This is a genomic window from Streptomyces sp. NPDC058662 (genome assembly GCF_042716255.1).
In the GTDB taxonomy this organism is placed as follows: domain Bacteria; phylum Actinomycetota; class Actinomycetes; order Streptomycetales; family Streptomycetaceae; genus Streptomyces.
Map to the genome: position 1 here is coordinate 1 of NZ_JBHXRU010000145.1, position 11,561 is coordinate 11,561.

Consider the following 11,561-nt stretch of genomic DNA (forward strand, 5'->3'; position numbering starts at 1 on the left):
GGGACCCTGTGGGAGAGTAGGACGCCGCCGAACAATCATTGTGGGAATGCCCCGCACCAACCCGTTCCGGGTTCGGTGCGGGGCATTTCTGCGTTTACGGGGTCCGAAAAATGCGGGCGACGTCGCCGAGGGTGCTGGCTAGGATCCGGCCATGAGTGACTATGTGATTCGCCCCGTACACAGTGACGAGTGGGAGAAGGTCAAGGAGCTGCGGATGACCGCGCTCCGCGATCCGGTGGCGCACCTCGCCTTCCTGGAGGACCCGGAGCAGGCCGCCGCGCAGCCCGACGAGTTCTGGCAGCAGCGTGCCGCGAGGGTCGCGCAGGGGCGGAAGGCCCGGCAGTTCATCGCCGAGGCCGGCGACGGCCGATGGCTCGGCACCGTGACGCTGCTCGTGGAGGAGGCGGGAAGCACCGACTTCTTCGAGCAGGTCGTCGAGCGGGAACAGGGGCACCTGGTGGGCGTGTTCGTGCGGCCCGAGCAGCGGGGGACCGGGCTCACCGAGAAGCTGTTCGAGGCCGCGCTGGAGTGGGCCTGGTCGTTGGAGGGGCCGGCGCTGGGGCGCGTGCGGCTGATCGTGCACGAGGACAACGCGCGGGCCGAGGCCTTCTACCAGCGGTTCGGGTTCGTGGCGACCGGCGTCGTACTGCTGACCGCGGACGGCGACGCGAAGGAGCGCGAGTACGTGTACGGGAGGCCGGCGCTTTAGGGGAGTACGGCGTCCGGCCAGTGGGCGCGGGCCTGCTCGCGGCTGCGGCAGAGGGCGAGGAGCGGGAGCGTCTCGTCCTGCAGGAGGTCCGGGAGTTGGGGGATGGGGGCCACCGCGGCCACGTCGTCCAGGATGAGGGCGAGTGGTGGGTCGAGCCGACCGTGGGATGACCGTGCGGCCATGCGGCGGCCGTGCTCGACCACGTGCGCGGCGAGTGCGGTGAGCAGGGGCATCGCACCCGGGTGGGTGCGGGGGTCTTCCAGGGGTTCGCCCACCACGTACAGGCTGCCCCCTTCCGCCAGGAACGATGCCAGCGTCAGCGAATCCGTTCGATTCGGGTTGCAGGCTTCGCGGATGTGGATGGACGAGAGGCAGGACAAGGCGCGGGCCGTGAGGTGCTGGGCCTGCTCGCGTCGCTCGGGGTGGGCGGTGAGGGCGCTCTCCAGCTCGCCGGCGGAACCGGGCGCGGCCTGGGGACGGGTGCGCAGGATGCGGACCGGCTCCTGGGCGTTCGCGCCCTGCGCCCAGCGGTGCAGCTGCTTGAACGGGCGGTTGTCGAGGGCGGCGGCCTGGAGCCAGCTGCGCAGGAGCGTTTCGGCGGTGTCGGCGATCGCCGCGTCCATACGGGCCTGGGGGCGCACGGGGGCCAGGAGGGCGATCGCGCGGGCGGCGGCGGTGTCGCGGTCGGCGCAGCCCTCGGCCGGGTTCCAGTGCATGCGGGCCGGGGTGTCGCACAGGTGGGAGGGGTCGTAGAGGAGGACCGGGCCCAGCTTGGCGCGGGCGTCCTTGGTCTCGGCCCACAGGGTCGGCGAGGAGGTGACGACGAGCGCCGCGCCCTCCGCGGCCGCGAGGCTCCGGGCCGCGAGAGGCAGGCGTTCGGCGGGAGCCGCGTAGGCCATTCGCGCGGGGGGTTCGGTGAGGGCGGCCGGCCGGGGCGCCGGGGCGTAGCCGAAACCGTAGCGGTAGGCCTCGTCCGCCGCGGGCGGCACGGCACGGACCGGACCGGCCGGGACCGCCACGGGTGCAGGGGTCTCGGGGTGTACGGGAGGGGTCGGCGGGGCGGGTGGGGGCGGCGGTCCCGGCACCGGGATGGGGGCCTGGGCGGGGGTTGGCACCGCAGTCGTCGCCGAGGGCGCAGGCGCGGGATCGTGCGGCTGCGGCTGCGGCTGTAGCCGCGACTGTGGCTGTGAGTCCGGGTGTGGGTCCGGTTGCGTGCGGGCCTGGCGGGCCAGGGCGCGGCGGGACTTGGTGCGGGCGATCACGCCGATGGCGAAGACGGTGAGGACGAACAGCACCAGCAGCTGGCTGAGGAACAGGCCCCAGAACAGGCCCCAGCCGGAGAGTGCGCCCGGGTCCGTCTCGGGCCAGGCGGCCGCCAGGTCGTGCGGTTGCGCTATCAGCGCGCGTACGGCCTCCGGCGTACGGCCGAAGGTGACGGTGTCGGGCCAGGCGCCGTGCGTGAACCAGGCGCCGAGGCCGGTCGCGGACCAGACCAGGCCGGCCAGGCCGAGCAGGAAGGCCAGGAGGCCGACCAGCAGTCCGTCGGGGACGCCGCCCCGCGCGGGGGCCTCCGTACGTCGTGCGTCGTGCATGGTCAGGCCACCGTGGTCGCGGATCCGGGGCCGCCGCCGGCTCCCCGGCGGCGTTCGATGGACAGGGCCCGCTCCTCCGCCTCCAGTTCCGCGGCGAGCAGGTCGTCGGGGAGGCGGTCGGGAGTGGAGGCCTCGGTCATCGCACGGTCCGTGTAGACGAGGGGGCGTTCGGCTTCGGTGATCAGGTGTTTGACGACCTGGACGTTGCCGTTGACGTCCCAGACCGCGATGCCGGGGGTGAGGGTGGGGATGATCTCGACGGCCCAGCGGGGCAGGCCGAGGACGAGGCCGGTGGCGCGGGCCTCGTCGGCCTTCTGCGCGTAGATGGTTCTGGTGGAGGCCATCTTGAGGATGGCCGCGGCCTCGCGTGCCGCGGCGCCGTCGACGACGTCGGAGAGGTGGTGGACCACGGCGACGAAGGACAGGCCGAGGCGGCGGCCGAACTTCAGGAGGCGCTGGAACAACTGGGCCACGAACGGGCTGTTGATGATGTGCCAGGCCTCTTCGACCAGGAAGATCCGCTTCTTGCGGTCGGGGCGGATCCAGGTGTGCTCCAGCCAGACGCCGACGATCGCCATCAGGATCGGCATCGCGATGGAGTTGCGGTCGATGTGGGAGAGGTCGAAGACGATCAGGGGCGCGTCGAGGTCGATGCCGACGGTGGTGGGGCCGTCGAACATGCCGCGCAGGTCGCCGTCGACGAGGCGGTCGAGGACGAGCGCCACGTCGAGGCCCCAGGCCCGGACATCGTCTATGTCGACGTTCATGGCCTCCGCGGACTCGGCCTTGGGGTGGCGCAGCTGCTCGACGATGTCGGTGAGTACGGGCTGGCGTTCGCGGATGGTGGTGACGACGTAGGCGTGCGCGACCTTGAGGGCGAAGCCGGCGCGCTCGTCGAGGCCGTGGCCCATGGCGACTTCGATGATGGTGCGGAGCAGCGCGAGCTGCCCGGTGGTCGTGATCGCCGGGTCGAGGGGGTTGAGGCGGATCCCGTCGTCGTTGGCGGCGATCGGGTCCAGGCGGATGGGGGTTATCCCCAGCTGCTGGGCGATCAGGTTCCACTCGCCGACGCCGTCCTCGCCCTGGGCGTCGAGGACGACGACCTGGCGGTCCTTGAAGCGGAGCTGGCGTAGTACGTAGGTCTTCTCCAGGGCGGACTTGCCGTTGCCGGACTCGCCGAGGACCAGCCAGTGGGGGGCCGGGAGCTGCTGGCCGTACAGCTGGAAGGGGTCGTAGATGTATCCCTTGCCGCTGTAGACCTCGCGGCCGATGATGACGCCGGAGTCGCCGAGTCCGGGGGCGGCGGTGGGCAGGTAGACGGCTTGCGCCTGCCCGGTGGAGGTGCGTACGGGCAGGCGCGTGGTCTCGACTTTGCCGAAGAGGAAGCTGGTGAAGGCGTCCGTCAGGGCGGACATGGGATCTCGCATGGGCGGCACTTCCCTCCAGCTAGCGTCGGATGCCGGTGGCGAACGGCAAGGTGTTGACGAAGGCGCGGTGGTGCTCGCGGTCGCACCATTCCAGCTTCAGGTAGGACTTGCCGGCCGAGGCGCGGATCGTCCGCTTGTCGCGGGCGAGGGCATCGGGTGAACGCGAGGACACCGTGATGTACCCGACCAGGTTGACTCCCGCCGCACCGCTGGCGAGATCTTCACCCCTCTGGTCGAGTCGGCCGTGGGCGGCGATGTCGCGGGGGTCGACGGTCCGGTTCATCTTGGCGGCGCGGGAGGCGTCGGCCTCGTCGTTGGTCTTCTCGGTGAGCATGCGCTCGATGGCCACCTCGGTGGGCTCCAGGTCCATGGTGACGGCGACGGTGCGGATCACGTCCGGGGTGTGGACGAGCAGAGGGGCGAGGAAGTTGACGCCGACGGGGGTCATCGGCCATTCCTTCACCCAGGCGGTGGCGTGGCACCAGGGGGCGCGGGTGGAGGACTCGCGGGTCTTGGCCTGGAGGTAGGTCGGTTCGACGGCGTCGAGCTCGGCGGGCCAGGCGTTGCGCTTGGTCATGGCCTGGATGTGGTCGATGGGGTGGTCCGGGTCGTACATGGAGTGCACGAGGGAGGAGAGGCGGCCCTGGCCGAGGGGCTGGCGGACGCGGATGTCGGCTTCGGCGAGGCGGGCGCAGATGTCGGTGAGCTCGCGGGCCATGACGATGGCGAGTCCGCTGTCGCGGTCGAGCTTGCGGCCCTTGTGGGGGGTGCCGGCGCGGGCGATGGTGTGGGCCTCGGCGGCGAGTTCGCGCGTGTAGTGCATGCAGGCCACGAGGTACGCGCGGTGCTGCTCGGAGGAGGTGGAGACCATCGACTGGAGCTGCTCGTAGGAGTCGCGCAGCCAGACGGGGGCCTGGGTGTTGCCGCGCTGGGCCACGTCCTTGGCGTGCGCGTCGGGGTCGGCGGGCAGCGTACGGGCGAGCATCTGCAGGCGGGTGACGAAGCCGTCCCCGTTGGCCACGTGCTTGAGGAGCGTGCCGAAGCGGTCGACGAGTGCTTCCTGGTCCTCGCTGTCGCGCAGGCCGACGCCGGGGCCCTCGATCTCGATGGCGGCGGTGACGGTGCGGCGGTCGGCGTGCAGGAGTACGGCGATCTCGTCGGGGCCGAAGGGAGCGGCGAGCCAGCTGATGCGGCCGATGCCGGGGGGCGGGCCGACCTCGACCTCGCGGCCGTCGGAGCCGCGGATGCCGGCTTCCATGGCGCCGGAGCGGTAGGTGGTGCCGCGGCGCAGGACGCGCTTGTAGCTGCGGCTGATCTCGAACCAGCGGTAGAAGGTGCGGCCGCGGTAGGGGACGTAGACGGCGGTGAGCGCGAGCATGGGGAAGCCGGCGAGGCTCACGATGCGCAGGGTGAGGTCGGGGACGAGCAGTCCGCTCATCATGCCGAGGAAGGCGCCCGCGATGATCAGGGCGATCTCGCCGGTCTCGCGGTTCTTGCCGACGATCGCGTTCGGCCGGGCGCGGCCGATGAGATACGTGCGGCGGGGCGCGACCGGGTGCAGCTGGTGGGACTGGGTCGTCAACGCCCGTCACCTCCTGTGTTCCTCGTGCTCGAACTCGTGCGGGGCGGGGGTGCGGCGGAGGGGACGGATCCGCCGCCGGCTCCGCTGCCGGAGGTGGGGCGGCTGCTGTGGGCGGCCACGCCTCCGGACATCGGATTGGCGGGGCGGGGCGCGGTGCCGCCGCCGTCGCCGCCGCGGTGGGCGCCGCGGCTGCTGTGGGTCTTGATGCCCTGCGAGACGAGGGAGGCCGGCGAGCTGATGACGGCGGCCGCCTGGGCGCCGTCGGTGGCCTTGCTGCGGTTGGAGCGGGCGGAGGCGATCTCGTCGCCGAAGCCGGGGACGAAACGGTAGATCATCGCGGAGGCGAAGATCGCCAGGAGGATGATGGCGAGTCCGGTGACCACGGCGGAGAAGGCGTTGGGGCCCTGTTCGCCGGCCAGGGCGCCGGCGAGGCCGAGGACGATGACGATGACCGGCTTCACGAGGATGACGGCGATCATGATGCCGGCCCAGCGGCGGACGTGGCCCCAGAGGTTTCGGTCGACGAGGCCGGCGTAGACGACGACGCCGAGGAGGGCGCCGACGTAGAGGAGGGCGGCCCGGATGAAGAGTTCGAGGTAGAGCACGCCGGCGGCGAGGACGGTGACGAGGGCGACGACGATCAGCATGATCGGGCCGCCGCCGATGTCGTCGCCCTTCTTGAGGGCGTCGGAGAAGGAGCCGAAGAAGACGTCGGTCTGGCCGCCGGTGGCGGCGGCGATGACCTCGGAGACGCCGTCGGTGGCGGAGACGACGGTGTAGAGGACGAGGGGGGTGAAGGCGGAGGCGAGGACGGTGAGCCAGAGGAAGCCGATGGCTTCGGAGAGGGCGGTGGTGAGGGGGACGCCGCGGACGGCTCGCTTGGCGACGGCGAAGAGCCACAGGACGAGCGTGAGGATGGTGGAGGCGGCGAAGACGACGGCGTACTGCTTGAGGAAGGTGGGGTTGGTGAAGTCGACGTTGGCGCTGCCCTTGACCGCTTCGCTGAGTTTGCCGACGATCCAGGCGGCCGCGTCGGCGCAGCCGCGGGCGAGGGAGGCGAGGGGGTTGAGGGCGTCGGCGGGGTCGGTGGGGAGGCTGGTGACGCCACCGCCGGTGGCTCCGCCGTTGCCGCGTTCGCAGTACTGCTTGGCGGGGCCGATGAGCAGGTCGCAGGGGTTGTTGCTGGTCTGCGGCGAGGGGGTCGGCGTGGGGACGGGCGGTGTGGGGGCCGCGTGGGCCCGGGAGGCAAGGCTCAGGAGAGCCACGTGGGTGGCGGCCACGATGCCGAGACGGAGTCGGACGTTAGCGGGCATAAGTGAACCCTCCGAACTCCTTGGTCGCCTTGCTGATGTCGTCGGACGTCGCGGCGGCGTTGTCACCGGGGACGGGTGCGGGCCCGTCCTGCTGGGTGTCCGCGATGACCTTCCAGCCGTCGCCTGCCCAGGCCAGCTCGAAGGTCCACGTCTTCCACGTGCTCTGGACGGGGTCGGTGGACTTCGGTCCTGACATTCCGATCAGCCCCATGTACCAGACCGCGACCTTCGCGTTGGTGGGGCTGTAGCTGTCGATCCGGGTGCCGACCGGTACGGTGCGCGTGACGAAGGCACTGCCCTGCGGAGGGTTGCCGTTCGGGTCCAGTCCCAGTCTGGCCAGGAAGGCAGGCGAGTACGCCTCGTCCTGGGGGCCCTTCAGCCGAGCCGCTGCCTCTGTCGTGTAGACGGCGTCCACGAGTGCGTGCCGGGTGTTCCTCCGGAACATGCCGTCGGAGCCCAGGGCCACCGCGTAGTTGGCGGCGGCTGACTGGGCGCCCTGTTCGTCGTGGGCGAAGCCCTTCGGGACCGGGCCGTTCCGGCCCTGGACGGGGAGGGTGCCCGTCGGGGAGGTGGAGGTGGTGGCCGGGGGCTTGTCCGAGGAGGTGGGCGGCGGGGTGTCCGGGTCCTGGTTCGCGAACGCGATGGCGGCGATGAGGAGGACCACCACACCGACCACCGTGACCAGGCTGCGGCTCGCGCGCGGGGTGCGGCGGGCGGGGCCGTACGGGTCGGCGGGGGAGTCCGGGAGCCGGGTACGGGTCTGGCCCGTGCCGCCGACATCGCCGTAGCCGCCGCCGTACTGGTCGTCGTTGCTCATTCCGTGTCGGCCCCCTCCGCGTCGTACGACGGTAGCGCTGGTTCCCGCGTAGGTGCGGTGTGGTGAGTCCTCATCTGGTACGGCCGGGGTGGAACGGCTAGACGGCCATTCCGTAGACGATCGTGAAGAGCGTGCCGAGGGAGCCGATGATGAAGACTCCGGTCAGTCCGGCCACGATGAGGCCCTTGCCCTGTTCCGCGCTGAACGTGTCGCGCAGCGCGGTCGCGCCGATGCGCTGTTTGGCCGCGCCCCAGATGGCGATGCCGAGGCACAGGAGGATCGCCACGGCCATGACCACCTCGATCATGACCTTCGCTTCGTTGCCGAGACTGCCGAAAGGCCCCCAGTTCGGGGCGATTCCGCCGATGATGGTGGTGATGTCGCCCTTTTCGGCTGCCAGGATCATGTAACTCACCGCCCCTGCATGGGTAGTTCCGTTCGCCCGTGCCCGACGGCAGGGGTCACGCACTATCTTCGCTGATGAAACCGCCGCCGTCGTCGACTTGCGGGCTCTCTTTACCCGATCCTGCGGCCGACGGCCCGTCAGGGCGCTCTGACCTGGGCCGGGGTCGGGTGCATGCGAAAGTGCGTATGGTCACTCTGTGTATCACGGGGGGTGACGCGGGGGGCTGATCGCCGTTCCGGCGTACGGGCGGTGGGTTGTGGGGCCGCCGTTCGGCGCAGTGGTTTCGCGTGTCGTTGGGCCGACTCGCTGACATTTGTCCGACATTCCGTCAGTCATTCCATCCGTTCGCGTGGCGCAGGGCGATGCTCCGTGGCGTCCGGTGTGACGAGGCGAGGAGTGAACGGATGGGTTCTGCGGTGAAGGCGGGCCGGCGCGCGTGGCTGGCCGGTGGTGTGGCGGCTCCGTTGGTGTTGGTGCTCATGGGGGTCTCGGCCCCGACGGTGGCCGCCGTGCCGGGTGCGGGGCCGGTGGGGAGCGAGAAGTGCTCGGGGTCCGCCGCGGCCCCGAAGGGCGCCGCCGCCTGTCGCGGGAAGGGGTACGGGGCGGGCAAGGGGCCCGGGGCGGGCACGAGGGCCGGTGTGGGCAAGGGGGAGGCGCAGGGGCTGCGCGTGGCGCAGAAGCCCAAGCCCGAGCGGGGTCCGGCGGGGCCTCCGGGACGGTCCGGGCCGCCCGGGCCGTGCGTGGACATCGACACGGTCGGGGTGCCCGGGTCGATGACGGGCGCCGAGTACAGCGCGGCGCTGTTCCGGGGGCGGACGTACGTCGGCTTCCGGGTGTCGGCGACCAGCTCCTACGAGTGGCGCGACCTCACGAACTGGAGGGTGACGCCCGGCTATCCGCGGACGGGGTGCGGGGTGTCGATCAGGCTCGGCGCCGAGCGCGTGTACGTGAAGGTGCTGACTCCGACCGGTTCCATCCACGAGACCTCCTGCACCTTGGGCCTCGTCTGCACGGTCGGCTGGTCGTCGGTGATCAGCCCCTGAGGGGGGAGGGCCGCCGTGCGCGCCGGGCCGGCGTCCGGGGGCGGCCCTCGCGGCAGGTACCCGGCCGCTCTCTCCGCGACGCCGGGTACCGGGCCGGTCGTCGCAGGTCAGGGGGTGTTGTCAGTGGGGTGCGGCACGGTGGGGGCATGACGACTCCGTGGACCCTCGCCGATGTGGAGGCGGCCATCCGGGCGGGATGGTCGGCCGAGACCTGCTCGCCCGACGACGTGGAGCGGGCCCCCTGGACCGCCGACAATCCGGCGTGGGGGCACTGCGACATCACGGCTCTGGTCGTCCAGGACATAGTCGGCGGCGAGCTGGTGGTCGGGGAGGTCTGGCTGGACGGCGAGCAGCAGGGCTTCCACTGCTGGAACGTGATGCCCGGCGGGATACGGATCGACCTGACCCGGGAGCAGTTCCGGCGCGGGCAGACGGTCACGGCGGGCCGGCCGATGGGGAGGCGGCCGGGCGGGCGGCTGCCGAGGCGCTGGGAGGAGTACCAGCTGCTGCGGCAGCGGGTCATCGACAAGCTGGGGCCGCTGCCGGGGGTGGTCCGGGCGCCGGACGGGCGGCGGCTCGCCTACACGGACTTCGGGGGGCCGGGGGCGCCGCTGCTCGCGCTGCACGCGCACTTCGAGAGCGGGGGGAGCTTCGAACGGCTGGCCCGGGAGGTGGGTCCGGCCTGGCGGGTGATCGCTCTCGACCAGCGGGGGCACGGGGAGTCCGACCGGGCCGCGGAGTACACGCGTGAGGGGTACGTGGCGGACGGAGCGCTCGTGCTGGAGGAGCTGGGTCTGGGGCCTGCGGTCGTACTGGGGCACGCGCTGGGCGGGGTCAACGCGTACCAGCTCGCGGCGCGGCGGCCGGATCTGGTGCGGGCGGTCGTGGTGGGGGACGTCGGGGCGGTCGTCGAGGACGACCTGTCGTTCGCGCGCCGGTGGCCGGCGCGGGCGGGCACCCGGGCCGGGTTCCTGGCGGGGGTGGGGAGCGCGGCGGCCTCGCTGGGCGGGTCGCTGCGGGAGTACCCCGACGGGTGGGGGACCGCGTGCGTGGTGGAGGACGTGGTGGAGTCCCAGCGGGAGCTGAACGGGGACCACTGGGCGGACTGGCTGGGGGTGCGGAGGCCGACGCTGCTGGTGCGGGGGGATCGGAGCGGGGTGCTGTCCGCGGAGCTGGCGCGGGAGATGACGGTGCGGAGGGCGGGGGTGCGGTTGGTGGCTCCCGCCGGCACCCGTGTGCGGTGAGGCGGCCCGCCGACTTACGGGGCCGGGGTCAGGAACATGCCCGTCTGGTCGGCGCCCGGGGTGTTCTTGCAGCTGAAGCCGGACGCGGCCGGCTGCGCCGTCACCAGGGCGAGGCAGCGTCCGGCCGCCAGCTGCCCGAAATGGTTGGGGTGCATGGACTCCTGGACCAGGCCCTGCGTCTCGCTGCTGTCGATCCAGCGCGCCCACTCGCTGGTCCTCGCCGATGCCGGCACGGTGGCGCTGACATGCTTGCTCGCCTTCGCGCACACCTCACGCCCCTGGAGCATGTCCCGCAGGTCGAGGAACTGCGCGCCCTTGGCCGCCGCCACCCCCTTGAGACGGTTGGCGAGCTGCGGCACCAGCGAGTCCCGGGCCCAGTCGGAGTCCCGGTTCCAGAACGGGCACCCGCCCGTGTTCAGACGGCTCCAGTCGCTCTGCGTGTAGCGGTTCTCCGCGCCGCGCGGGATCGGGGACGGGTAGGACTGCAGCACGATCCGGTAGGAGGAGTCGGCGTAGCCCGCGCCCCGCATCACGGCCCGCACCTCGTCCACGGACTTGCCGACCCCGGCCATGACCGCGTCGATCCTCTGGTCGACCCCGTACTGCTGGTCGTCGTGGCAGTAGGAGTTCCAGATGATGAAGTCGTACGCGCACTCCTTGATGATCTCGGCGAAGCCGAGGTCGTTCCCGCCGACGGACAGCACGATGACCTTGACGTCGTGCGAGGCGGCCACGCTCGCGAGCTGGTCGGCCTGCGGGGCCTCGCCCTTGAAGGCCGCCCCGCCGTTCGCGGCGCGGAACACGTTCTGCGTAGTCGCCCCCGAGCAGGCCAGGTTGACGGCGACATCGGCGATGGGACCGGCGCTGAGCACCTCGGCGGAGTCCGAGCGGTGGCACCCGCCCGCGGTGGCCCCGTACACCTTGCCGGGGTCGTAGACGCCGCCGCTGACCCAGCCCCGGTCGGTGCCGTTGCGGCTCCCGGTGCCGGTCAGGCTGTTGCCCTTCCAGCGCCCGGCCTCGCCGGAGATGTAGCTGTCGCCCAGGGAGACCACGGCGGTGGGTCCGCTCCCGGGGCTGGCGGCCGACGTTCCGGCGCCGCCGGCCATCAGCGACCCGACGGCCAGGGGCACGACCATGGCGGCCCCGGCCAGTCGTCGCACACGGCTGCGGGCCCGGTCCTTGCTGGCGTTGCGGAATCCGATCACTGCGGAACTCCTGCGGTCGGCCACGCCCGAGTCGGGAACAACTGCGGTGCGTGGCTGCTCTGGTGGGGGATACCGCCGGCCGGTGGCAACCGGAAAGGTGACACGCCGCACGTTGTTACCGCTAGGTAGCCGCAGATTACGATGACATAACGACCGACCGGTCGTTCGGGTGTCGGGCGCTCCCGCTCCGCTCCGCTTCGCGGTTCGCGTCCGGGAACGGCTC

General features: G+C 72.0%; 10 protein-coding genes. 3 read left to right on the top strand and 7 right to left on the bottom strand.

The annotated features are described in order from the left end of the window. Window positions 1–151: 151 nt before the first annotated feature. Window positions 152–709: a GNAT family N-acetyltransferase gene (locus ACFWUQ_RS29650; RefSeq protein WP_384544156.1), complete on the top strand. Its 558-nt coding sequence runs from the start codon at window positions 152–154 to the stop codon at window positions 707–709. On the opposite strand, the gene ACFWUQ_RS29655 is transcribed toward ACFWUQ_RS29650, so the two are convergent. The 6 genes from ACFWUQ_RS29655 to ACFWUQ_RS29680 all read right to left on the bottom strand — a co-directional run bounded on the left by ACFWUQ_RS29655 (window position 706) and on the right by ACFWUQ_RS29680 (window position 7,846). Next, window positions 706–2,301 carry a type VI secretion protein gene (locus ACFWUQ_RS29655; protein WP_384544158.1) on the bottom strand — a complete coding sequence of 532 codons (1,596 nt, stop codon included), beginning with the start codon at window positions 2,299–2,301 and terminating at the stop codon, window positions 706–708. The genes ACFWUQ_RS29650 and ACFWUQ_RS29655 overlap by 4 nt on opposite strands. 2 nt (window positions 2,302–2,303) lie before the next feature. Then, a complete protein-coding gene (locus tag ACFWUQ_RS29660; protein WP_384544160.1) occupies window positions 2,304–3,728 on the bottom strand; it encodes an ATP-binding protein in 1,425 nt (474 codons plus the stop codon). 19 nt (window positions 3,729–3,747) lie between these two features. Continuing rightward, window positions 3,748–5,310, bottom strand: a complete 1,563-nt coding sequence (locus tag ACFWUQ_RS29665; RefSeq protein ID WP_384544162.1) for an SCO6880 family protein — start codon at window positions 5,308–5,310, stop codon at window positions 3,748–3,750. Beyond that, window positions 5,307–6,623 carry a hypothetical protein gene (locus tag ACFWUQ_RS29670; RefSeq protein ID WP_384544164.1) on the bottom strand — a complete coding sequence of 439 codons (1,317 nt, stop codon included), beginning with the start codon at window positions 6,621–6,623 and terminating at the stop codon, window positions 5,307–5,309. Before ACFWUQ_RS29670 ends, ACFWUQ_RS29665 begins: the two co-directional genes overlap by 4 nt. Beyond that, window positions 6,613–7,440, bottom strand: coding sequence for a hypothetical protein (locus ACFWUQ_RS29675; protein WP_384544166.1), 828 nt, complete (start codon window positions 7,438–7,440; stop codon window positions 6,613–6,615). Before ACFWUQ_RS29675 ends, ACFWUQ_RS29670 begins: the two co-directional genes overlap by 11 nt. Window positions 7,441–7,537: 97 nt before the next feature. After that, on the bottom strand, window positions 7,538–7,846 hold the full coding sequence (locus tag ACFWUQ_RS29680; RefSeq protein WP_008742356.1) for a hypothetical protein: 309 nt from the start codon (window positions 7,844–7,846) through the stop codon (window positions 7,538–7,540). A gap of 404 nt (window positions 7,847–8,250) precedes the next feature. On the opposite strand from ACFWUQ_RS29680, the gene ACFWUQ_RS29685 reads away from it, so the two are divergent. Both ACFWUQ_RS29685 and ACFWUQ_RS29690 read left to right on the top strand, forming a co-directional pair. After that, window positions 8,251–8,889, top strand: coding sequence for a hypothetical protein (locus ACFWUQ_RS29685; RefSeq protein ID WP_384544168.1), 639 nt, complete (start codon window positions 8,251–8,253; stop codon window positions 8,887–8,889). 146 nt (window positions 8,890–9,035) lie between these two features. Next, the gene (locus ACFWUQ_RS29690) at window positions 9,036–10,133 is read left to right on the top strand and encodes an alpha/beta fold hydrolase (RefSeq protein WP_384544170.1); all 1,098 of its coding nucleotides are present in this window, start codon (window positions 9,036–9,038) and stop codon (window positions 10,131–10,133) included. 14 nt (window positions 10,134–10,147) lie between these two features. Here ACFWUQ_RS29690 and ACFWUQ_RS29695 read toward each other — a convergent pair whose 3' ends face one another. Next, window positions 10,148–11,338 carry a GDSL-type esterase/lipase family protein gene (locus tag ACFWUQ_RS29695; protein ID WP_384544172.1) on the bottom strand — a complete coding sequence of 397 codons (1,191 nt, stop codon included), beginning with the start codon at window positions 11,336–11,338 and terminating at the stop codon, window positions 10,148–10,150. Window positions 11,339–11,561: the final 223 nt, after the last annotated feature.

What these genes read in the sequence shown, in the direction of transcription:
- ACFWUQ_RS29650 (WP_384544156.1), top strand. Translation starts at nt 152, where the DNA reads ATGAGTGACTATGTGATTCGCCCCGTACACAGTGACGAGTGGGAGAAG.
- ACFWUQ_RS29655 (WP_384544158.1), bottom strand. Translation starts at nt 2,301, where the DNA reads ATGCACGACGCACGACGTACGGAGGCCCCCGCGCGGGGCGGCGTCCCC.
- ACFWUQ_RS29660 (WP_384544160.1), bottom strand. Translation starts at nt 3,728, where the DNA reads ATGCGAGATCCCATGTCCGCCCTGACGGACGCCTTCACCAGCTTCCTC.
- ACFWUQ_RS29670 (WP_384544164.1), bottom strand. Translation starts at nt 6,623, where the DNA reads ATGCCCGCTAACGTCCGACTCCGTCTCGGCATCGTGGCCGCCACCCAC.
- ACFWUQ_RS29675 (WP_384544166.1), bottom strand. Translation starts at nt 7,440, where the DNA reads ATGAGCAACGACGACCAGTACGGCGGCGGCTACGGCGATGTCGGCGGC.
- ACFWUQ_RS29680 (WP_008742356.1), bottom strand. Translation starts at nt 7,846, where the DNA reads ATGATCCTGGCAGCCGAAAAGGGCGACATCACCACCATCATCGGCGGA.
- ACFWUQ_RS29685 (WP_384544168.1), top strand. Translation starts at nt 8,251, where the DNA reads ATGGGTTCTGCGGTGAAGGCGGGCCGGCGCGCGTGGCTGGCCGGTGGT.
- ACFWUQ_RS29690 (WP_384544170.1), top strand. Translation starts at nt 9,036, where the DNA reads ATGACGACTCCGTGGACCCTCGCCGATGTGGAGGCGGCCATCCGGGCG.